The sequence below is a fragment of the Chthoniobacterales bacterium genome, assembly GCA_036569045.1.
In the GTDB taxonomy this organism is placed as follows: domain Bacteria; phylum Verrucomicrobiota; class Verrucomicrobiia; order Chthoniobacterales; family JAATET01; genus JAATET01.
Genome location: DATCRI010000011.1, coordinates 36,360 through 57,451, shown reverse-complemented (window position 1 = coordinate 57,451; position 21,092 = coordinate 36,360). Strand labels below are relative to the sequence as shown.

The window sequence follows — 21,092 nt, the reverse complement described above, 5'->3', positions numbered from 1 at the left end:
CGACCGTGCGTCAAGCCGCCTCGTTGGGGATGCGCCCGAATTTGCGAGGTTTGTGTGATTTTGCGCGTTTGCGCCTCGACACTCCTGCGGGAAAACCGCTATCGAAGGGCCGCGGCGAATGGACTCCCTCAACTTTCTCCAGCAACCAATCGTCTTCCTCGTCTGGACTTCGATCCTGAAGACGCTTTTCGTCCTCTTCGGCGCCATCCTTCCGCTTGTCTCGCTTTCCGTATTCGCCGAGCGCAAGGTCAGCGCCTTCATTCAGGATCGTCTCGGGCCAAATCGTGTGGGCGCGCCGGCCTCGCTCCTCGGCTTCAAGAAGGATCCCCACCTCTGGGGCTTCGGGCAGATGGTCGCCGACCCCATCAAACTCCTGCTGAAGGAGAACTTCATCCCGAACTCGGTCAACAAGTTCTACTACTACATCGCGCCGAAGCTCACGATGATCCCGCCGCTGCTCGTGCTGGCGGTCATCCCCTTCGGCAGCTCGTTCCTCACCGGGCCGGACGGCAAGCCCGTCCAGATGGTGATCGCGAACATCGACGTCGGCGTCCTCTACGTTTTCGCCGTCTCGTCGCTCGGCGTTTACGGCATCGTGCTCGCCGGCTGGGCCTCGAACTCGAAATACCCCTTCCTCGGCGGCATCCGCTCCAGCTCGCAGATGATCTCCTACGAACTCGCGCTCGGCCTCTCGGTCGTGCCCGTCTTCCTCATCTGCGGCACCATCAACCTCTCGCAGATCGTCGACTGGCAGATCAAAAACGGCTGGCTCATCTTCCCGATCTCGGTCGTCGGCGGTGTTCACTTCGAGTGGTGGCGTCTCGCGCTCATCCCGCTGATGGGCATTTCGTTCATCATCTTCCTCGTCTCGATGTTTGCGGAGACGAACCGCACGCCGTTCGACCTTCCCGAGGCCGAGCAGGAGCTCGTCGGTGGTTACCACACAGAATATTCCTCCATGGGCTTCGCGCTGTTCTTCCTCGGGGAATACGCGGCCATGATCGCCGGCTCGGGCGTGATCGTGACGCTCTTCTTCGGTGGCTGGAGCCTGCCGTGGATCCCCGACGGCACCTCGACGTGGCTCTTCGGCCTGGAGAATCACGTGTGGAGCTGGGTGCCCGGCGCCTTCTGGGGCTTCGTGAACATCAACGTCTTCTTCGCGAAGGTCTGCGCCTTCATCTTCTTCTTTATCTGGGTGCGCTGGACCGTCCCGCGCTTCCGCTACGACCAGCTCATGCGCCTCGGCTGGATCTACTTCTTCGAAATCGCCCTCGCGAATATCTTCCTCGTCGCCGCGGTGCTCGTTTACCTCAAACCCTGATCGGAATATGGCCCTCGTCGTCCAACGCCCGAAACTCAGCCTCGCGGAAAAGCTCTACCTGCCCGCGGTGCTCGGCGGTCTCATGCTGACGATTCGCCATTTCTTCAAATCCCTCGGCGGCAAGACCGAGACGATGCAATACCCCGAGCAAAAATGGGACGACAAGCTGCCCGAGTGGTATCGCGGCGCGCCCACGCTCGTCGCCGACGAGTGGGGCCGCGAGCGCTGCGTCTCCTGCCAGCTCTGCGAATTCATCTGCCCGCCGCGGGCGATCACCATCACGCCCGAGGAAATTCCCCGGACCGACGTCTGGGCGAAGGTCGAGAAGCGCCCGAAGGAATTCGAAATCGACATGATCCGCTGCATCTATTGCGGCCTCTGCGAGGAAGTCTGCCCCGAGCAGGCCATCTTCCTGCGCAAGGACTACGCGATCACCGGCTACAGCCGCGCGGAAATGAAGCACAACAAGGCCAAGCTCTACGAGCTCGGCGGCGTGATGCCCGACGTGATCAACAAGTGGAACGATCAAAAATAGTTCCGCGTCAAGAGAGCCAACCAACCCCTTCGCCGAACCCACCACCGTGTCCCTGTTCCTCTTCTGGACCTTCGCCGCACTGATGCTCGCCTTCGGCGTGGGAGTGGTGCTCGCCAAAAATCCCGTCACCTCGGCGATGTGCCTCGTGATGTCGTTCCTCGGCCTTGCCTCGCTCTTCATCATGCTCGATGCCTACTTCATCGGCATCATCCAGATCCTCGTTTACGCCGGCGCGGTGATGGTCCTCTTCCTCTTCATCATCATGCTGCTCGATCTCAAGGCCGAGCGCACCCGCAAGCTCAACCTGCCCGCCGTCGTCGGCGGAGGGGCCGTGCTGCTCGGCTTCCTCGTCATCCTGATGAAGGTCCTGCACTCGAACGACGCGTTTTTCAAAGCCACGAAGCCCGTCGTCGGAGTCTCGCTGTCGAACGACGTGAAATCCGTCGGCACGACTCTCTTCACGCAGTTCAACCTGCCCTTCCAGATCATCGGCGTCCTCCTGCTCGTCGCCACGATCGGCGTCGTCGTCCTCAGCAAGAAGGAGCTGAAATGAATTCGGAATTCAGAATTCGGAATTCGGAATACACGGCTCCTTCACGGAAAATTCCGCGTTCCGCATTCCGCATTCCGCATTTTTAACATGGAGCCGACTCTTTCCCTTTACCTCGCCGTTAGCGGACTGCTTTTTGCCATCGGGCTCGCCGGCGTGCTCCTTCGCCGAAGCATCCTCGTCATTTTCATGTGCCTCGAGCTCATGCTCAGCGCCGCGAACCTCTCACTCGTCGCCTTTTCGCGCTTCCGGCTCGTCGAGGGTCTGCCGAACTACAATGCGCAGGTGCTCGTGTTTTTCATCATCACCGTCGCCGCCGCCGAGGTCGCCGTGGGTCTCGCGATCATCGTTGCGCTCTACCGCGCCCGGCAGACGACCCATGTCGAGGACCTCAACGCCCTCAAGTATTAGATGAATCCGCAAACCGCACCCTGGATCATCCTCTTTCTGCCGCTGGTCGCGGCCGCGGCCATCCTGTTCTTCGGCGGCCGGTCGAAGCCCCTCAGCGCCGGCCTCGCGATCCTCTCGGCGGCCGTCGGCTGCGTGCTGAGCTGGATGATCTTCCTGGCCGGCAAGGACATCGCGGTGAGCGTCGACTGGATCAACTTCACCCGGATCATCGGCCCGGACGCGAATTTCACGATTCCCATCGGATTGCAGATCGACGCGCTTTGCCGCTCGATGCTCGTGATCGTCACGACAATTGCCACGATCGTCTTCGTCTACTCGATCGGCTACATGGCGAAAGAGGAAGGCTACAGCCGCTACTTTGCCGGCCTCGCGCTCTTCCTCTTTTCGATGCTCGGCATCGTCCTCGCGGACAACTTCCTGATGATGTTCATCTTCTGGGAACTCGTCGGCGTGAGTTCCTACATCCTCATCGGGCACTACTACGGCCGGGCCTCCGCGGGCGATGCCGCGAAGCAGGCGTTCATCGTGAACCGCATCGGCGACTTCGGCTTCATGCTCGGCATCCTTCTGTTCTGGAGCGTCACCGGCACACTCCTTTTCTCCGAGCTGCCTGATCGCGTCGCGGCTTTCCAGGGGTCGTCGTTCTGGCTCGCCGTCGCCGGCGTCTGCGTCTTCTGCGGCACGGTCGGCAAATCCGCGCAATTCCCGCTCCACGTGTGGTTGCCGAACTCGATGGAAGGCCCGACGCCGGTTTCGTCGCTGCTCCACGCCGCCACGATGGTCGCCGCCGGCGTGTATCTGCTCGCCCGCATCTTCCCGGTGCTGGAGGGCTCGCCCGACGCGCTCACCGTCGTCGGATGGATCGGCGCGATCACCTGCTTCGGAGCGGGCCTCATGGGCCTGCAGCAGAACGACATCAAACGCATCCTTGCCTACTCCACGATTTCGCAACTCGGTTACATGGTCGTCGGCATCGCGGTCGGAACCAGCGCCGGGGTGGGGATGTTCCACCTTTTCACGCATGCCTGGTTCAAGTGCCTGCTCTTCCTTTGCTCCGGCTCGGTCATCCTCGGCATGCACCACGAGCAGGACATCTGGAAAATGGGCGGCCTCGCGAAGAAAATGCCGATCACGTTCCTCGCCATGGCGATCGGCGGCTTTGCGCTGATGGGCTGTCCCGGCTTCAGCGGTGGATTCAGCAAGGACCTCATCATCGAGTTCGCGTGGAAGAATCAGCCGCTGTTCTGGCTGACGTTCGGCGGCGTCTTCCTGACCGCGATCTATACGACGCGCATGCTCGTGGTCACCTTCCTCGGCGCTCCGCGCAGCGATGCCGCGAAGCACGCCCACGAATCGCCGGCCGTGATGATCATTCCGCTCATCCTGCTGTCCATCCCGGCGCTGCTGGCGGGATACTCGTTTATCGAGGAGCCGTTCTTCGGCAAACTCCCGGAACCCGAGGCGCCGCCCTGGCTCCACTTCGGGATTCCCGCCGTCTTCGTGGCCGGTCTCGCGCTCACCCTCTTCATTTACCGCGGCGCGCCGAAGAAGGATCCCATCCTCATCCCGCTCTTCGCGAACCGTCTCTACATCGACGACCTCTACGCGAAACTCGTGCGCACCGTGCAGGACGGCACTGCGAAGGTCGCGGGCTTCGTTGATCGCTGGATCATTGACGGCGTCGGCGTGAACGGCAGCGCGAAGCTCACCTGGGCGTTCGGTTTCGCCCTGCGTTTCCTCCAGATCGGGAATATCCAGGCCTACGCGTTCTTTTTCGGGGCCGGCGTCATCGCGCTCCTTTACATCCTCATCGCTCCATGAGCCTGCCCAGCCCGCTTTTCTGCCTCACGCTCATTCCGATCGTCGCCGCCCTGTTCATCATGGTCGGGGCGAACGCGCCTTTCGTGGCCCGGGCCGTCAGCGTTCTCATGCTCGCGCTCACCGGGGTGCTTTGCTTCCAATATCCGGTATCCCAGGGCGGTCTCTGGTTCGTCTCGCAGTATCCCGTCTCCGAACAGCTCGGCCTCTCGCTGAGCTTCGGCGCAGACGGCCTCAGTCTCGCGCTGCTCCTGCTCTCCGCCATCGTGACGGCGAGCGCCGTCTGGATGATTCCGCCGATCAAGTCGCGCGAGAATCTCTTCTACGCTTGCGTGCTGCTCATCTCGGCCGGCCTCTTCGGCGCATTCTCCAGCACGGACGTTCTGTTCTTCTACGCCTTCCACGAGCTGGCGCTTATCCCGACCTTCCTGATGATCGGCATCTGGGGCTCCGGAGATCGCCAGAGCGCGGCGTGGAAGGCGATGATCTACCTCGCCGTCGGCAGCTTCGTCCTGCTCCTCGGCATCCTTGGCCTCTATCTCGCCATTCCCGCCAGCCAGCGCACGTTCGACATGACCACCATCCAGTCGATGGCGGCGAGCGGGGTGCTCAATCCGCCCCACTGGGTGTATTGGACGCTGCTCATTGGGTTTGGCTCGCTCGTTTCGCTCTTCCCGTTCCACTCCTGGGCGCCGCCGGTCTATGCCTCCGCGCCCATGCCCGTCTCGATGCTCCATGCCGGCGCCCTCAAGAAATTCGGCGTCTATGGCATCCTGCGCATCATCACGCCGATCTTCCCCGACTCGATTCTCGCGACCCGCGTCGCGTTGCCCTTCGGCTGGTCGATCTCCTACCTCGACATCTTCCTCGTCCTCATCATCGGCAACCTTCTCTACATCGGCCTCGTCACCATCGCGCAAAAGCGACTCGACTGGATGCTCGGTTACGCGAGCGCGATGCACATGGGCTACATCTTCCTCGGCATCGCCGCGTGGAATCCTCTCAGCCTGAGTGGGTCCGCGGTGCTGATGGTGGCTCACGGCCTTTCGATCGCCGCCCTGTTCGCGCTGAGTGGTTCCCTCCGCGAACGCACCGGCACGCTCGATCTCGCGGATCTCGGCGGCCTCGCGAAATCGATGCCCCGCTTCGGCCTGCTCTTCGGCATGGCGACGATGGCCTCGATCGGCCTGCCAGGCTTTGCGAATTTCGCCGGGGAAATCATGGTGTTCCTTGGCTCGTTCGGCGTGGCGAACCAGATTCCGCAGGGCGGTCTGAAGTTTCTTCAGGTCACGACGATCATCGCCGTCTGGGGCTTCGTCATTTCCGCGGTCTACATGCTTCGCGCCTACCGCTGTGTCTTTTTCGGCCCCCGGCCCGAGCGCTGGGCTCACCTGCCGGACCTCGCGCCCGTCTCGCGCTACGCCATCATCTTGCTGATCGCGACGCTGCTCGTCATCGGCTTCTGCCCGCAGCTTCTTCTTTCCTACGTCACTCCTGCTCTTCTGCTGCCGTGAATCCGATTTACCTCGAAGCTCTCGTCGTCACCCTCGGCATCGGGCTGCTCATGTCCGAGGCATTCGATGCCAAAATGGACAAGCGCTACCTCGTTTACGCCGGTCTTCTCGGCCTGGGCATCATTTTCGTGGCCTCGCTCTTCGCCCTTCCGCAATACATCGACGCCAGCGCGCCCTACGCCGCGTTTTACAGCGCGGACCCCATGGCGATGTTCTTCAAACGCTTCGCCATCATCTGCACGATGGTCGTGCTCGTGATGACGATCGACTACGCGCCAATTATCGAGCGCTTCATTCCTGGCGAGACGAAGGGCGCCGGTCTCGGGGAATTCATCACGCTGCCGATTTTCACCTGCGCCGGCCTCATGTGGATGGTGTCGGCCACCGACTTCATTGCCATCTTCGTTTCGCTCGAGCTCGTCACGATCTCGTTCTACGTGCTTGTGGCCTACCTTCGCCGTAGCCACACCACGCTCGAGGCCGGCACGAAATACCTCATCCTCGGCGCGCTCTCGACCGGCTTCATCGTCTATGGCGTCACCTGGATCTTCGGCGTCACCGGGCAGACGAATCTCGCCGCGATCGCCGCCGTGCTGCCGACTCTCCCGCCCGCCAGCCATACCGCGCTGCTCTTCGGATTCGGCCTCGTGCTCATCGCGCTCGGTTTCAAGATCGGCGCGGTCCCGTTCCAGTTCTGGATTCCCGACGTCTATCAGGGCGCGGCGACGCCGATCTCCGCGTATCTCTCCGTGGCGTCGAAGGCGGCCGGTTTCATTGTGCTCGTGCGCGTGCTCGATCTTTTCCTGGGCTTCGAGCCGCTACGGCCCCGCATCGACGTGCTCCTCGCGTTCATCGCCGGTGCGACCCTCATCTTCGGCGGACTCTCAGCCCTGCCGCAGCGCAATTTCAAGCGCCTGCTGTCCTACTCCAGCGTCGTCCACGCGGGCTTCATCCTCATGGCTGTGGCCAGTCTTGGCGTTGCCTTCGCGCGGACCGCGATCCAGTTCTACCTCGTCGCTTATTTGCTGATGACCTTCGTCGCCTTCGCGATCACCGCTCTCGTGGCCCGCGCGGCCGGTGGGGATGACATTTCGCATTTCGCCGGTCTGTCCCGCCGCGCGCCCTGGCTCGCCGGGGCGATGATGCTCTCCATGCTCTCGCTCGCGGGCATCCCGTTCACCGCCGGTTTTCTCGGAAAGCTCTTCGTCTTCCAGGTTGCGATCGAGGCCGGCCACACGTGGCTCATCCTCGTCGGCGCGGTCGCCGTGGCCTGCGGTTTCTACAGCTACCTGCTCGTCGTGCGTGCGATGTATTGGCAGCCCGCCCCGGACAATGCGCCGGAAATTCCGGTGTCGCTCGCGAGCTCCATCAGCGTCAGCGCGCTTGCCGCCCTCATTCTCGTTCTCGGCGTCTATCCGCAGGTTGTGCTCGGCTGGCTCGGATAGCCGCCGTCAGCTCGTTGCCCGGCGCCACGCTCGAAATGCCAGGATCCCTCCGGCGCACGTGAGGAGCACGAGCGTGCCCGGCTCCGGAACGATCGCGAATGTTGAAAAGACGGCGAGGTGATCGGAGGCGAGCGACGAGGTCGATGTCGTGAGAGTTGTGCCGTTCTTCGCGTTCATGGCGGCCAGTTCGGAGGTGCTGAAGAGCGCGGAATTGAAGACCTGGCCGCCGAGGTATCGGGCGTTTGGTCCGTAGAGGATGTAATCGAAGCGCGAGGTCGGCTTGCGGGAGGAGATCGTGCTCAGGCTTCCGTTCCTGCTGGTCGGGCGAGGGTCCTTGAGGCCGGCAGCGAGCAGTTTCGCGACGGGGTTGTAAATCGCGGTCGTGCCGTTGGCCAGGGTGATCGTGTCGCCCAGCCGGTGGCCGCTCCAGTTCGCCGACGCGCTCGCCTCCGAGGTCTCGTTGAAGTCTCCCGTGACGATCACCGCGTCGCTGGGATGGCTCGCAATCCAGGAACCGATCGTGGCGCTGTTGGCGGCGGCCTCCGCCTGGCGTTTTCCGGCGGACGTATCGTCGTTCAGCGCCTTCAGGTGCATCGTAAAAATGTCCAGATTCGTGTCGCCCGGGATGTCCACCGTCACGCGCGCCAGGCCGCGGAGCGATTGGTAGCCGCCACCGGAATCGGAATACGTCGAGGCATTGAGGATGGGATAGCGGGAGACGATCGCGGTGGTTTCGTAGCCGTCGTTGCGAGTGGCCACGTAGACGTAGAAGTCCGTATTCTGCACCGGCGTGGGCCCGTAGATCGTGAGGTTGCTTTGCACGAAGGCGACGAGCGAATTCGTGGCGGTGGTGATGTTGAAGCCGACGCTGTTTCCGCCCAGCTCCTGAATCGTCCAAATGTCGGGGCTGAAGAAGTTGACCTCCTGCGCGAGGTGGGGCTGGGCGCTCGTGTTCGAATCGCTGGCGCCGATGTCGCGGTGGATGTTGGTTTGCAGGACGGTGATCGTCGTCTGCGCGACCGCCGCGAGGCCGGGTGCGAGCCAGGCCGTTGCCGCGAGCAGCCCGAGCAAGAGGCCGCGCCGGGTGACCGGGGGAATCGCGGCGGAGTGCATGGGAGACGCCGAAGGGAAGCACCCGCAGTGCCACGCCCTCCTGTGATCGGTCGCTTTTGCAAGGGGACATCGACTTCGCGCACGCCTTCTGCTTAATGCCTTTTCATGAGTCATCCCCTCGATCCGAAGCGCACCGTCGCCGAGCTCAAGGAACTGCGCGCCTTCACCGCCGACGAAAATGGCGCCCAGCGCGTCGCCTTCACCGACCTGTGGGCGGAGGTCCGCCAGTGGCTCACGGCCAGGCTTTCCGAACTTCCGGTCGAGGTCCACACCGATGCCGCCGGCAATCTCTGGGCGACGATGCGCGGCGAATCCGAGAAGGAGCTTCTCATCGGCGGCCACATGGATTCCGTGCCGAACGGCGGCTGGCTCGACGGCTGTCTGAACGTTCTTGCCGGCCTCGAGATTCTCCGCCGCCTCGCTGCGCAATACGAGGGTCGCCCGCCGGTCACCGTGCGGCTTGTCGATTGGGCGGACGAGGAGGGCGCGCGCTTTGGCAAAAGTCTCTTCGGCTCATCCGCGTGCGGCGGCACCCTCGACAGGGACGAGGCGCGTGGTCTCACGGATCGCGACGGCATTTCGCTGCCGGATGCGCTGCGCGCCCGGGGAATCGATTTCGAGCGCGTGATGGAGAGCGGGATCGAGTTGAAGAACGCCGCCGCCTACCTCGAGCTGCACATCGAACAGGGCCCGGTGCTGCTCGATCTCGACCTGCCGCTCGGCGTCGTGCTCGGCACCTGCGGGGTGGAGCGCCATGCCATCACCTTCCACGGCCAGGCCGCGCATTCCGGCAGCACGCCGATGAACCGCCGGAAGGACGCCTTCCTCGCCGCCGCGAAGATGAGTCCGGAAATTTACCGCGTCGCCGAGCGCCACGGCGGCGTCTGCACCATCGGCTCCTGCAGGACCGAACCGGGCATCGTCACCAGCGTCGTCGCCGGGTGCCGCATTACGCTCGATCAGCGGCATCTCGACCCCGCCGCGCTCGCCGCGATGTTCGCCGAGGCTCGCGAAGCCAGCGAGCGCTTCGCTGCCGAGGGGGGCGTGACCGTCTCGTGGGAGCGCCTCTGGCATATCGAGCCGATTCCCTTCGCGCCCGATCTCATCGAGCTCTGCGACGCCGCGATCTTCGAAACGGCCGGCGTTTCCCACCGGCTGCCCTCGGGTCCGCTCCACGACGCCGCCGAGGTGTCTCGCGCCGGCGTGCCGACCGTCATGATGTTCGTCCAGAGTCTCCATGGCATCAGCCACAACAAGATCGAGGACACGAAGGAGGAGCATCTCGAGCTGGCCGTCGCCGCTTTCGATCGCCTTGCCGACAAGACGATTGCGTGGCTCGGCAGTTGCGCATGACGCAGTTGGCCTCGAAATTGCTAAACAAGACTCTTTCATCAAGGAATCCCCTAAAGACGTATGGCCACTCTCGCGACGACCGTTGACGGACTCAAATTGCCGAACCCCTTCATCATCGGTTCCGGCCCTCCCGGCACGAACATGAACGTCATCAACCGCGCCTTCCGCGAAGGGTGGGGCGCGGTGATCGCGAAGACGGTGAGCCTCGACGCCTCGAAGGTGATCAACGTTGCGCCCCGCTACGGCAAGCTCAAGGCCGCCGATGGCAAGGAGATCATCGGCTGGGAGAACATCGAGCTCATCAGTGACCGCTCGCTCGACATCTGGATCGAGGAGTTCAAGAAGATCAAGGACGCGCACCCCGAGGGCGTCCTCATCGCGTCGATCATGGAGGAATACAACAAGGATGCGTGGATCGAGCTCGTCCAGCGCTGCGAAGCGGCGGGCGTGGATTCCTTCGAGCTGAATTTCTCGTGCCCGCACGGCATGCCCGAGCGGAAAATGGGCGGCGCCATGGGCCAGGATCCCGAAATTCTCGGGCAGGTTTCCGAATGGGTGATGAGCGCAACGACGAAGCCCGTGTGGGCGAAGATGACCCCGAACATCACGCACATCGAGGAGCCCACCCGCGCCGCGCTGAAGGCCGGCTGCCAGGGCGTGAGCGCGATCAATACCATCCGCAGCGTCATCGGCGTGAATCTCGAGACGCTTCGCCCCGAGCCGAGCGTCGAGGGTTACACGACGCCCGGTGGCTACTCGTCGAAGGCTGTCAAGCCGATCGCCCTGCGCATGTGCATGGAGATTTCGCAGCTCATCAATGCGGAGTTCCCTGGCCGCACGCTCTCCGGCCTCGGCGGCATCGAGTCCGGCGAAGACGCCGCGCAATTCATCCTGCTCGGTTCGCACACGGTGCAGGTCTGCACCGGCGTAATGAAGTTCGGCTACGATTGCGTGAAGCCGATGTGCGACCAGCTCCTGGCCTTCATGGAGAAGCATGGCTTCGAGACGCTCGACGATTTCCGCGGCGCGAGCCTGCCCTACTTCACCAGCCACACCGAACTCGTGCGCATGCAGAAGGAACGCAAGGCCGCGCAGGAGGCAAAGAAGATGGTGAAGGCGGACGGTGAGTGGAGCGGCGACGATTTCGTCGCGCAATCCGACGCGCTGGCCCGTGGCTGAGCCGCGGACTCCGTGATTTCATGACAATCTGTAAAAGTTTCATCGGCGGCGAGTGGATCGTTTCCCCCGCCGCCGAGTCCGCTCCGGTTTTCAATCCGGCTCTCGGCGAGATTATTGCCGAGGTGCCGCTGGCCGGGGCGGAGCTGGTCGACCAGGCCTGCGATGCCGCCAGCGCGGCCTTCCCGGGCTGGCGCGACACTCCGGCGGTCGATCGCGCTGGCGTCCTGTTCCGTTACAAGGCGCTGCTCGAGGCGGAGTTCGAGTCCATCGCACTCACGATCTCGACCGAGCACGGCAAGACGCTCGGCGAGGCGCGCGGCGACCTTCGACGCGGCATCCAGATGGTGGAGTATGCCTGCGGCGCGCCGAGCCTGCTGATGGGCGAGTCGCTCGAGAACATCGCCCGTGGCATCGACTGCGACGTGATCCGCCAGCCGCTCGGCGTCTGCGCGGGCATCGTGCCCTTCAATTTTCCGGCCATGGTGCCGCTCTGGATGTTCCCGCTCGCGCTCGCCTGCGGAAACACGTTCATCCTCAAGCCCAGCGAGAAGGTGCCGCTTACGGCGACGCGTCTCGCCGAGCTTCTCGACGTCGCCGGCCTGCCGAAGGGCGTCTTCAACCTCGTCCAGGGCGGCCGCGCCTGCGTCGATGCGCTGCTCGTGCACTCGAAGGTGCGCGCGATTTCCTTCGTCGGCTCGACCCCCGTCGCCCGCCACATTTTCGATATCGGCACGAAGCACGGCAAACGCGTGCAGGCCGCCGGCGGCGCGAAAAATTTCATCCTGATCATGCCCGATGCGACGGTGACGGAGTCCGTGCGCGGCCTGGTCGAGGCGGCGTTTGGCTGCGCGGGTGAGCGCTGCATGGCTGGTTCCACGGCGATCGCCGTGGGCAAGGCGCGGGACACCGTCATTCCCGAACTCGTCGCCGCGGCGAAACGCATCCGCGTGGGCGCTGCGTTCCGCGACGCGAACGTCGAGATGGGGCCGGTGATCACCGCGGCGCATCGCGACCGGGTCGCGTCGTTGATCGATCTCGGTGAGCGCGAGGGCGCCCGGGTGGCGGCCGATGGCCGCGCGGTGCGCGTGGACGGCGCGCCGAATGGCTTTTACGTGGGGCCGACCATCCTCGACGGCGTCGCGCCCGACGCGACCGTGATGAGCGAGGAGATCTTCGGCCCGGTGCTCGGCGTCGTGCACATGGATGATCTCGATGCCGCGATCGAAACGGCCAATCGCTCGGCCTATGGCAACGGCGCGGCGATTTTCACGAATTCCGGCCGCGCGGCGCGCGAGTTTCGCCACCGCATCAATGCCGGCATGGTCGGAGTGAACGTGGCGGTGCCCGCACCGATGGCGTTTTTCCCGTTCAGCGGCTGGAACGAGTCGTTCTTCGGCGATCTGCATTTGCAGGGGCGCGAGGGCGTCGCGTTCTACACCCAGCAAAAGGTCACCACGTCGCGCTGGTTCGCCCCGGGCGAGGGAGACGTCTGGGCCAGATAGAGTCCTTCGGGGGGCTCTCGGGGAAAATCCCCGTGGCCTCCGCGCTCTCCGTGTGAGAAAGAATTTCCCATGAGTCTGCTCATCAAGAACGGTGAAATCGTCACCGCCGACGCCCGCTACGTGGCGGACATCTGGTGCGAGGGCGAAACGATCACGCGCATCGATTCTCACATCGAGCCGCCGGCGGGCGCCGAGGTGATCGATGCCACGGGCAAGCATGTGTTTCCCGGGTTCATCGATCCGCACACGCACATCTACCTCCCGTTCATGGGCACGTATTCGCGGGACACCTACGAGACCGCGAGCAAGGCCGCGCTCGTCGGCGGCACGACCACGCTGTTCGACATGTGCTGCCCATCGCGCGCAGAGGAGCCCATGGCCGGCTTCGAGACCTGGCGCGCGCAGAGCGAAGGCAGGTCGGCCTGCGATTACAGCTTTCACATGGGCGTCACGAGATTCGACGCCGGCAGCGAAGCGCAGCTTCGCGAGATCGTCGCGCGGGGCGTGCAGTCCTTCAAAATCTTCCTCGCCTACAAGGGCGCGTTTGGCATCGACGACAGCGAGCTCTATCGCACGCTCAAGCTCGCCAGTGAACTGGGCGTGGTCGTCTGCGCGCATTGCGAGAACGAGACCCTCGTCGCCGAGCGGCAGAAGGAGTTGCTCGCCGCGGGCGTGACCGGGCCGGAGGGGCACTATCTCAGCCGGCCGCCCGAGGTGGAGGCCGAGGGCGTGCACCATCTCATGAGCTTTGCGCAGCTCACCGGCGCGCAGATCTACATCGTGCACACGAGCTGCGTGGAGGCGGTGCGCGAGGCGGTGGAGGCCCGGTTGAAGGGCGTGAACGTCGCCATCGAGACGCTCATTCAGTATCTGCTGCTCGACCGCACGTATGCCGAGCGCGACGGATTCGAGGCCGCCAAATTCGTGATGTCGCCGCCGTTGCGAGACGTGGCGAATCAGGAGTTTCTCTGGAACGCGCTGCGCTCGGGCACGGTGCAGACGGTCGCGACGGATCACGCGCCGTTCGATTTCGAAACGCAGAAGCCGATGGGAGTCTCCGATTTCACGAAGATTCCGAACGGCATTCCGTCCCTCGAAGAACGCGTGAACCTGCTTTACACCCACGGCGTGTGCACCGGCCGGCTCGATCTGCAGACCTTCGTCGCCGTCGCGAGCACGAACGCGGCGAGGCAGTTCGGCCTCTTTCCGCGCAAGGGGACGATCCAGCCCGGGGCGGACGCCGACCTCGTCGTTTACGATCCGTCGTATCGCGGCACGCTGTCGAAGGCGACGCAGACGCACGCGGTCGACTACAACGCCTTCGAGGGCTGGGAGATCAAGGGCCGTCCGAGCGTGGTGACGGTGCGTGGCGAGGTGGCGGTGCGCGATGGCGTCTTCGTCGGCACGGTGGGACGGGGCCGCTTCCTCGAGCGCACGCCATGAGCACCGGACTCGCCGCGCCGCGCTATGGGTTCGACCCGACGCACGGGTATTCCGAGAGCGATCTCCTGCGCGTGACGGCGCCGACGCCTCCCGCCGACTTTGCGAATTTCTGGCGCGCTCGCTACGATCGCGCGCTGAAGGTCGCGACGAAGCCGACGCTGCGGGACACGGGCACGGATGCCGCCGCGTGGCGCGTCTTCGAAATTTCGTATTGGTCGACCGATCGCGTTCGCGCGCGAGGCTGGCTGTTGCTGCCGCGCGAGGGTCCGGTGCGGCGGGGATTCGTGATCGGGCACGGTTACGCGGGGCGCCCGGGACCGGACACCCATCTGCCCTTCACGGATGCCGCGCTGCTGTTTCCCTTTTCGCGCGGGATCGGGCGGTCGATTCACGGCACGATTTCCAGCGATCCGATGTGGCATGTGTTGCACGATATTCACGACCGCAATCGCTACGTGCTCGGCGGGTGTGTCGATGATCTCTGGACGGCCTTCAGCGCGCTCCTGCGGCTCTGCCCCTACGTCGCCGGGCATGTCGGCTATCTCGGCATCAGCTTCAGCGGAGGCATTGGCGCGCTTGCCTTGCCGTGGGAGGCCCGGGTGCAACGCGCGCACCTGAACGTGCCGACCTTCGGTCACCAGCCGCTGCGGCTCGAACTGGGCTCCACCGGCAGCGCGGCGAGCGTGCAGAAGTTCGTGAAGCGGCACCCCAAGGCGAGGGACACGCTGGCCTATTTCGACGCGGCCAGTGCCGCGGCGCACGTGAGGATCCCCGTGCATTGCGCCTGCGCGCTCTACGATCCCTCGGTCGCACCGGCGGGGCAGTTCGCCATTTATAACGCGCTGGCGGGACCAAAATCGCTCTTCACGCTGCCGGCCGGGCATCACGCCTACCCCGGGCAGGAGAGGGCGGAACGGGAATTGCTACAGGAAATTGACAATTACTTCCGCGATTTGTGACGCCGCCGGCGGCATGAATCCGGCCGCAGTCGATGAATCGGGAATACCACAAATGGTGGAGCTGGCGCCTGAATCGCCAGATGGAACTGCTGGTCTTTGGCCATGCAGGCGAGAAAATGCTCGTCTTTCCAACCCGCGGCGGCCGGTTCTACGAATACGAGAACATGCGCATGGTCGAGGTGCTGCGGCCGAAGATCGAGCGCGGGGAGCTCCAGCTCTTCTGCCTCGATAGCATCGATCCCGAGAGTTTCTATTGCTTCTGGGCGCATCCTTCGGGCCGGATCCAGCGGCACAAGCAATACGAGGACTACATTCTCCACGAGGTCTTCCCGTTCATGCACGCGAAGAATCCCGACCCGCGGGTGACGGCCCATGGATGCAGTCTCGGCGCCTTTCACGCGGCAAACATCACGTTCCGCCATCCGCATCTGTTCACGGGTCTGAAGGCCTTTTCCGGGCGCTACGACCTCACGATGAACGTGGAGCATTTCCGCGACCTCTTCGACGGCTTCTACAACGAGGACATCTACTACCACACGCCCACGCATTTTCTGCCGGGCCTGAATGCGGAAGATCAGATCAGGCGTCTGCAGGAGATCGACATGGTCTTTACCGTCGGGAAGGAGGATCCCTTCCGCGACAACAACGAGCATTTCAGCGACATCCTTCGCGGCAAGGGGCTGAAGCACGAGATGTTCCGGTGGAACGAGCGTGCCCACCACGGCCACTACTGGCGGCAGATGGCCAGCCTGTATCTCTGAGGCCCGGCGGGCGGATCGTTTCCGGGGGGAACGGCGAGTTCGCCTTACTTCGCGAAGGTCGCCTTGTCGTCGGCTTCGAGCCAGTCGAACAGGGTCGTGTTCTCGAGATCGAGGTTCAGCTTGGCGAGCTCGCCCTGGAACCACCTGCGCTTCTCGGGATCTTTTGCGGGATTCGCGGCCTCGACGCTGTCCGACCAGGCCTTGATCTCCTCGGCGGTCTTCGGCGTGCCGTGCGCGTCGAGCCAGGCGACGAGCTCCTCGTCCGTGGCGCCGGCGGCAAGCTGTTCCTTGAAGGCGTCTCCGGTGACACCCTTGAACCCGAAGAGGTAGTTATCCAGCGGGCAGTCGTAGTGGTAATCGCCGGTGGCGCCGGCCAGGTGCGCATGCCCCTTGTCGATCGTGCGGGCAATGATGGCGTAGCCGCCGAGGCGGAGACGGGGACTGCGGGGAGCTTCCTTCGTGAGGTCTTTGGCGATGGTTGTCATGAATTCCTCCTTACGGCGGATCTGGCGATGCGCAACAAGAAGTTCGAGAAAGATCGAACAACAATTCGGGAAAGAACCATTGAAATTACGGTCGCGAATCGCCAGTTTCGGGAACCTAGCGACGTCCTCGCTCTCTCCCCAATGTATCGCATCGTATTGATCACCGATCAGCCCCGGATCGAGGCGAAGGTCGACCGCCTGCTGCGGGACCGTCTGCGCGGGCAGTATCTCATGAAGTCGCTTCCCGAGACGGGCGAGGCGTTTCCGCTGATCAATGGCAAGGCGCCGTCGATCATCATTGTCGCCATGCCCGAGGCCGACGTCTCCGCGATGCAAAGGGCAATGCGCCGGATGGTCGCCAGCGCGGGTCGCATCCCGGTGGTCGCGCTGCTCGAGGAGCCGTGCGAACCACTGGAGCTCGCGGTGCTGCATGTCGGCGCGCAGGATTGTCTGGTCCTCAGCGAGCTGACCGCGCGCTGCATTGGCCGGGTCATTCGAAATGCCGTGGAGCGAGCGAGAGTGGAGGGGGATCTGGCTCGTGAGCAGGAGATGCTCGAGAACCTGCTCGCCCGATTGCCCGACCGCATTTATTTCAAGGACCTCGAAAGTCGGTTTGTGCGCGTGAACCAGTCGCACGCAGATTTCTTTCAGCTGCGAGATCCCGCTGCGGCGGTTGGCCGGAGCGACCACGATTTCTTCACATCCGAGCATGCGCAACAGGCCCTGGACGATGAGCGCCGGATCATTCGCACCGGCGAGCCGATCATCGACCAGCTGGAGCGGGAGACGCATCCCGATGGCAAGATCACGTGGGTGCTTTCGTCGAAGCTGCCGCTCCGCGATCAGTTCGGGGAGATCACGGGGACATTTGGCATCTCGCACGACGTGACGGCGATGAAGCAGCTCGAGCAGACGATTGAGGCGGAGCGCCGGCGGCTGGAGGAACTCAGCGAAGAGCTGCAGTCGAAGAATCTGCAGCTCGAGGACGATCTTGTGATGGCGAAGGGCATCCAGGAGGCGCTCCTGCCCGAGCGGCACTACGTGTTTCCCCGCGGCGCCTCCGCCGATTGTGCGCGGATCGAGTGCTCGTCGGTTTACCGGCCGGCGGAAGCCGTGGGCGGCGATTTCTTTACGATCATTCCGGTTTCCCCGACGAAGGCCGGCGTGCTGATCTGCGACATCATGGGGCACGGTCTGCGCGCGGCGCTAGGCACGGCGATCATGCGCGGTCTGGTCGAGGAGCTGAAATCACGAGCGGAGAGTCCGGACGTCTTTCTTTTGGAACTCAATCGGGGGCTTCGGGCGATCCTGCGGAACATTGACGAGCCGCTGCTCGTGACCGCGTGCTATCTCGTGGTCGATTCGAACAGCGACGACGTGTTTCTTTCGAGCGCGGGGCATCCGCTGCCACTGGTGATTCGCAAGGCGACGCGGCAGGTTTCGCCGCTGGGCACCCGCCGCTCGGTGCACGGACCGGCGCTGGCCTTGTTCGATGATGCGGTTTACGGGATGGAGACGTTCCAGCTCTCGGTGGACGATCTCGTGCTCCTGTTCACGGATGGCGCCACCGAGATGAGCGACGTGAGCGGGCACGAGATCGGCGTCGAGCGTTTCATGGCCGCGGCAGGCAAACATGCCGGGCTCGGGGCGCAACGGATGTGCGAGTGCGTGCTCGACGAGATCCAGCTCGAGGCCGGTGGGGCCGCCTTCGAGGACGACGTCTGCCTGCTCACGATCGAGCGCCGCGCGCCGGGAGCCGACGCGCAGCAGCAGGGCTGACTATAGCCGGCTGAAGGCTTCGTCGAGAACGGCGAGGAGGAAGTCGGCGTCGTCCTGCGTGATGCACATCGGCGGGGCGAAGCGAATCGTCTGGCCGCGGAGGCCGCCCTTGCCGAGCAGCAGGCCGAGTTCCTTCGCGGTCTCGACGACCTGGGCGCACTCGGCGGTCGCGGGTTCCTTCGTGGCGCGATCCTTGACGAGTTCGAGGGCGAGCATGAGGCCTCTGCCGCGGACGTCGCCGATGATCGAATGCCTGTCCTTGAGCCGGGCGAGGCCCGCAAGGATGTATTCGCCGAGCCGGGCGCAGTTCTCCTGCAGGCCTTCCTCGTCGATGACCTCGAGGACGGCCTTGCCGACGGCGCTCACCACGGGATTGCCGCCGAAGGTGTTGAAGTGAATGCGCCTGGCAAGCGTGCTCGCGATTTCCGGAGTGGTGACGACGGCGGCGAGCGGCACGCCGTTGCCGATGCCCTTCGCCATCGTGACGATGTCGGGGATCACGCCCTGCGTTTCGAAGCCCCAGTAGTGCGAACCCGTGCGGCCAAAGCCAGTCTGCACTTCGTCGGCGATGCACACGCCGCCCGCGGCGCGCACGTGCGCGTAGGCCTGTTCGAGGTAGCCGTCGGGGAAGACGACGAAACCGCCGACGCCCTGGATGGACTCGGCGATGAAGCCGGCGACCTGACCCGAAGTGGTGAAGTCGATGACGGATTTCACGTCGTCGGCGTATTTGCGTCCGGCCTCCGCGTCATCGTGGCCGTAGGGTCCGCGATAGGGGTAGGGCGACTGCGCGTGATGCACGCCGAAGCTGTGGGGCACGTTGAATTTCCACGTGCTATGCGCCGTGATGGACATCGTGGAAGCGCTGCCGCCGTGGTAGGCATTGCGCAGGGCCACGATGTCGTAGTTCCCCGTGTAGGCCCGCGCCATCAGGAGCGCGAGGTCGTTCGCCTCGGAGCCGGAGTTCACGAAATAGCAGACCTTGAGGTCGCCGGGCATCTTTGCGGCGAGCGCGGCGGCGTATTCCGCGACGTGCGGCTGGAGGTAGATCGTGGTGGAATGCTGGAGCGTGGAAGTCTGCTGGTTCGCTGCGGCCACGACCTTCGGGTGGCAATGGCCGACGCTCACGGTGACGATGCCGCCGAGGCCGTCGAGGTAGCGTTTGCCGGTCTCGTCCCACACGTATTGCATGCGGCCTTCCACGAGCATGATGGGCTGCTTGTAGTAGAGGAAAATGCCGGGGTTGAGGTGGGCCTTGCGAAGGGCGAGGACTTCCGCGGCGGTGGGGCCGGTGTAGGGCGTCGGGACGTGGGGGGTGGCGGGCAGGACGGGCGCGGTCATTGGAGAAACTTACGAGGCGGCGGGGGTGGCGATGGTCGGGACTGGGGCCGGAGAAAGTCGGCGCAACCCAAGATACGTGAGAAACGCGAGGCCGAAACCGATGAACCACGCGTAGTGGTAAAGGCCAAGTAGCGCGGGCGGCACGAGCGCGCCGTCGATCCATTTCACCTGCGCGAGGAAGCCGGGAAGATTCGGCAGCACCCCGATGGCGAGGGCGCCCAGCGCCGCGAGGCTGAAGCCGCCGTGGTAGCGATACTCGCCGTTCGCGTCGTAAAGCGCGGCGACATTCAGATTCGTGCGCCGGCAGACGAAGTAATCCGCGATGAGGATGCCGCCAATCGGCCCGAGGAGGGCGCTGAAGCCGCCGAGCAGCGTGAAGACGTAAACGGTGGGGTCCGCGAGGAGCTTCCACGGCATGATCAGGATGCCGATGATGCCGGTAATCGTGCCGCCCATGCGGAAGGATATCCGATGCGGGGAGAGGTTCGCAAAGTCGTTGGCGGGGCTGACGACGTTGGCGGCGATGTTCGTTGCGAGCGTCGCGATGCAAAGCGCCAGCATGGCGACGAAGAGGACAATCGGGTTGTCGAACTTCGTGAGCAGCGTGGTGGGGTCCCAGATCGTCTCGCCGTAGATCACGGCCGTGGCCGAGGTGACCGCGACGCCGATGAAGGAATACAGCGCCATCGTCGGTGGCAGGCCGATCGCCTGGCCCACCATCTGGCCGGCCTGCGAGCGGGCGTAGCGGGAGAAGTCGGGGATGTTGAGCGAGAGCGTGGCCCAGAACCCGATCATGCCCGTGAGCGAAGGAAAGAAGACGGCCCAGAATTGACCCGCCCTGGGCTGGCCCGGGGCGAATTGCGAGGGCTGCGAGAGCATCGCGCCGAAGCCGCCAGCGCGGTCGTAGGCCCAGGCAAGAAGTGCCAGGCCGAGGAGCAGGAGCAGGGGCGCCTTGATGTTCAGCAGCCAGCGGATGCAGTCGATGCCCTTGTAGATCACCGCCATGTTGATCCCCCAGAAGAAAAGAAAGCAGATTGCCTGAGGGACGCTGATGCCCAGAGCCGCGATGGGCTTTGCCGCGAGCAGGGCGGGAAAGAATTCGCCGAGGATCTGGTAGATCGCCATGCCGCCGATCCATGTCTGGATGCCGAACCAGCCGCAGGCCACGAGCGCGCGCAGGATCGCGGGAACGTTCGCGCCCAGCGTGCCGAACGAGGCGCGGCAATACACGGGGAAGGGGATGCCGTATTTCGTGCCGGCGTGCGCGTTCAGGATCATCGGGATCAGGACGATCACGTTCGCGAGAAAGATCGTGAGAATCGCCTGCGACCAGTTCATGCCGACCTGAGAATCCACGAGGGACGATGCGAGCATGTAGGTCGGGATGCAGGCGGCCATCGAGATCCAGAGCGCGGCGAAGTTCCACCACTTCCAGGTGCGTCGATCGGCCGGCACGGGCGCGAGATCGGGGTTCCAGAGCGGATTGACGGAAGAGTCGTGCGGAGCGCCTTGCATGTTACGGATTCACATCGGCCGGCGCGGGGGCGCAGAGGCTCTCCGGAGGATAAGCAGTTTCGATACCA

Annotated in this window: 18 protein-coding genes; 14 read left to right on the top strand and 4 right to left on the bottom strand. The window is 64.0% G+C overall.

The window, feature by feature from the left end; all coding sequences use genetic code 11:
• The first annotated feature begins 118 nt into the window (after window positions 1–118).
• The 7 genes from VIM61_03140 to VIM61_03110 all read left to right on the top strand — a co-directional run bounded on the left by VIM61_03140 (window position 119) and on the right by VIM61_03110 (window position 7,594).
• Window positions 119–1,321: a complex I subunit 1 family protein gene (locus VIM61_03140; protein ID HEY8899379.1), complete on the top strand. Its 1,203-nt coding sequence runs from the start codon at window positions 119–121 to the stop codon at window positions 1,319–1,321.
• Between the two features lie 7 nt (window positions 1,322–1,328).
• Window positions 1,329–1,856: an NADH-quinone oxidoreductase subunit I gene (locus tag VIM61_03135; GenBank protein HEY8899378.1), complete on the top strand. Its 528-nt coding sequence runs from the start codon at window positions 1,329–1,331 to the stop codon at window positions 1,854–1,856.
• A gap of 46 nt (window positions 1,857–1,902) precedes the next feature.
• Window positions 1,903–2,409 (top strand): NADH-quinone oxidoreductase subunit J, encoded by a 507-nt coding sequence (locus VIM61_03130; GenBank protein ID HEY8899377.1) that lies wholly within the window; start codon window positions 1,903–1,905, stop codon window positions 2,407–2,409.
• An 87-nt stretch (window positions 2,410–2,496) separates the two neighbouring features.
• Window positions 2,497–2,817, top strand: a complete 321-nt coding sequence (gene nuoK, locus VIM61_03125) for an NADH-quinone oxidoreductase subunit NuoK (GenBank protein ID HEY8899376.1) — start codon at window positions 2,497–2,499, stop codon at window positions 2,815–2,817.
• Window positions 2,818–4,638 (top strand): NADH-quinone oxidoreductase subunit L, encoded by a 1,821-nt coding sequence (gene nuoL, locus VIM61_03120; protein ID HEY8899375.1) that lies wholly within the window; start codon window positions 2,818–2,820, stop codon window positions 4,636–4,638.
• On the top strand, window positions 4,635–6,149 hold the full coding sequence (locus VIM61_03115) for an NADH-quinone oxidoreductase subunit M (protein ID HEY8899374.1): 1,515 nt from the start codon (window positions 4,635–4,637) through the stop codon (window positions 6,147–6,149). Before nuoL ends, VIM61_03115 begins: the two co-directional genes overlap by 4 nt.
• Entirely contained in the window at window positions 6,146–7,594 is a 1,449-nt protein-coding gene (locus VIM61_03110) for an NADH-quinone oxidoreductase subunit N (protein ID HEY8899373.1), read from the top strand. The genes VIM61_03115 and VIM61_03110 overlap by 4 nt, the downstream gene beginning before the upstream one ends.
• Window positions 7,595–7,600: 6 nt before the next feature.
• Here the strand turns inward: VIM61_03110 and VIM61_03105 are convergent, their stop codons facing one another.
• Entirely contained in the window at window positions 7,601–8,707 is a 1,107-nt protein-coding gene (locus VIM61_03105; GenBank protein HEY8899372.1) for an endonuclease/exonuclease/phosphatase family protein, read from the bottom strand.
• 105 nt (window positions 8,708–8,812) lie between these two features.
• On the opposite strand from VIM61_03105, the gene VIM61_03100 reads away from it, so the two are divergent.
• The 6 genes from VIM61_03100 to VIM61_03075 all read left to right on the top strand — a co-directional run bounded on the left by VIM61_03100 (window position 8,813) and on the right by VIM61_03075 (window position 15,904).
• On the top strand, window positions 8,813–10,060 hold the full coding sequence (locus VIM61_03100) for a hydantoinase/carbamoylase family amidase (protein ID HEY8899371.1): 1,248 nt from the start codon (window positions 8,813–8,815) through the stop codon (window positions 10,058–10,060).
• 60 nt (window positions 10,061–10,120) lie between these two features.
• The gene (preA, locus tag VIM61_03095; GenBank protein ID HEY8899370.1) at window positions 10,121–11,239 is read left to right on the top strand and encodes an NAD-dependent dihydropyrimidine dehydrogenase subunit PreA; all 1,119 of its coding nucleotides are present in this window, start codon (window positions 10,121–10,123) and stop codon (window positions 11,237–11,239) included.
• A 20-nt stretch (window positions 11,240–11,259) separates the two neighbouring features.
• Window positions 11,260–12,741, top strand: a complete 1,482-nt coding sequence (locus tag VIM61_03090; protein ID HEY8899369.1) for a CoA-acylating methylmalonate-semialdehyde dehydrogenase — start codon at window positions 11,260–11,262, stop codon at window positions 12,739–12,741.
• 69 nt (window positions 12,742–12,810) lie between these two features.
• The gene (hydA, locus tag VIM61_03085) at window positions 12,811–14,184 is read left to right on the top strand and encodes a dihydropyrimidinase (GenBank protein ID HEY8899368.1); all 1,374 of its coding nucleotides are present in this window, start codon (window positions 12,811–12,813) and stop codon (window positions 14,182–14,184) included.
• Window positions 14,181–15,143 (top strand): acetylxylan esterase, encoded by a 963-nt coding sequence (locus tag VIM61_03080; GenBank protein ID HEY8899367.1) that lies wholly within the window; start codon window positions 14,181–14,183, stop codon window positions 15,141–15,143. The genes hydA and VIM61_03080 overlap by 4 nt, the downstream gene beginning before the upstream one ends.
• 32 nt (window positions 15,144–15,175) lie before the next feature.
• Complete coding sequence (locus VIM61_03075; GenBank protein HEY8899366.1) at window positions 15,176–15,904, top strand: alpha/beta hydrolase-fold protein; 729 nt, start codon at window positions 15,176–15,178, stop codon at window positions 15,902–15,904.
• Between the two features lie 44 nt (window positions 15,905–15,948).
• Here VIM61_03075 and VIM61_03070 read toward each other — a convergent pair whose 3' ends face one another.
• The gene (locus VIM61_03070) at window positions 15,949–16,389 is read right to left on the bottom strand and encodes a DUF5069 domain-containing protein (protein ID HEY8899365.1); all 441 of its coding nucleotides are present in this window, start codon (window positions 16,387–16,389) and stop codon (window positions 15,949–15,951) included.
• 141 nt (window positions 16,390–16,530) lie between these two features.
• Between VIM61_03070 and VIM61_03065 the strand changes: the two genes are divergently transcribed.
• The gene (locus VIM61_03065; protein ID HEY8899364.1) at window positions 16,531–18,168 is read left to right on the top strand and encodes a SpoIIE family protein phosphatase; all 1,638 of its coding nucleotides are present in this window, start codon (window positions 16,531–16,533) and stop codon (window positions 18,166–18,168) included.
• On the opposite strand, the gene VIM61_03060 is transcribed toward VIM61_03065, so the two are convergent.
• Together VIM61_03060 and VIM61_03055 are read right to left on the bottom strand one after the other, a co-directional pair.
• Window positions 18,169–19,509, bottom strand: a complete 1,341-nt coding sequence (locus tag VIM61_03060) for an aminotransferase class III-fold pyridoxal phosphate-dependent enzyme (GenBank protein ID HEY8899363.1) — start codon at window positions 19,507–19,509, stop codon at window positions 18,169–18,171.
• Window positions 19,510–19,518: 9 nt separating this feature from the next.
• Entirely contained in the window at window positions 19,519–21,024 is a 1,506-nt protein-coding gene (locus tag VIM61_03055; GenBank protein ID HEY8899362.1) for an NCS1 family nucleobase:cation symporter-1, read from the bottom strand.
• Between the last annotated feature and the right edge of the window lie 68 nt (window positions 21,025–21,092).

Bases quoted from the DNA above. Each gene is read 5' to 3' on its own strand.
- VIM61_03115 (HEY8899374.1), top strand. From the start codon at position 4,635: ATGAGCCTGCCCAGCCCGCTTTTCTGCCTCACGCTCATTCCGATCGTC.
- nuoK (HEY8899376.1), top strand. From the start codon at position 2,497: ATGGAGCCGACTCTTTCCCTTTACCTCGCCGTTAGCGGACTGCTTTTT.
- VIM61_03135 (HEY8899378.1), top strand. From the start codon at position 1,329: ATGGCCCTCGTCGTCCAACGCCCGAAACTCAGCCTCGCGGAAAAGCTC.
- VIM61_03055 (HEY8899362.1), bottom strand. From the start codon at position 21,024: ATGCAAGGCGCTCCGCACGACTCTTCCGTCAATCCGCTCTGGAACCCC.
- hydA (HEY8899368.1), top strand. From the start codon at position 12,811: ATGAGTCTGCTCATCAAGAACGGTGAAATCGTCACCGCCGACGCCCGC.
- VIM61_03075 (HEY8899366.1), top strand. From the start codon at position 15,176: ATGAATCGGGAATACCACAAATGGTGGAGCTGGCGCCTGAATCGCCAG.
- VIM61_03140 (HEY8899379.1), top strand. From the start codon at position 119: ATGGACTCCCTCAACTTTCTCCAGCAACCAATCGTCTTCCTCGTCTGG.
- VIM61_03100 (HEY8899371.1), top strand. From the start codon at position 8,813: ATGAGTCATCCCCTCGATCCGAAGCGCACCGTCGCCGAGCTCAAGGAA.
- VIM61_03105 (HEY8899372.1), bottom strand. From the start codon at position 8,707: ATGCACTCCGCCGCGATTCCCCCGGTCACCCGGCGCGGCCTCTTGCTC.
- VIM61_03060 (HEY8899363.1), bottom strand. From the start codon at position 19,509: ATGACCGCGCCCGTCCTGCCCGCCACCCCCCACGTCCCGACGCCCTAC.
- preA (HEY8899370.1), top strand. From the start codon at position 10,121: ATGGCCACTCTCGCGACGACCGTTGACGGACTCAAATTGCCGAACCCC.
- VIM61_03080 (HEY8899367.1), top strand. From the start codon at position 14,181: ATGAGCACCGGACTCGCCGCGCCGCGCTATGGGTTCGACCCGACGCAC.
- VIM61_03065 (HEY8899364.1), top strand. From the start codon at position 16,531: ATGTATCGCATCGTATTGATCACCGATCAGCCCCGGATCGAGGCGAAG.
- VIM61_03090 (HEY8899369.1), top strand. From the start codon at position 11,260: ATGACAATCTGTAAAAGTTTCATCGGCGGCGAGTGGATCGTTTCCCCC.
- VIM61_03070 (HEY8899365.1), bottom strand. From the start codon at position 16,389: ATGACAACCATCGCCAAAGACCTCACGAAGGAAGCTCCCCGCAGTCCC.
- nuoL (HEY8899375.1), top strand. From the start codon at position 2,818: ATGAATCCGCAAACCGCACCCTGGATCATCCTCTTTCTGCCGCTGGTC.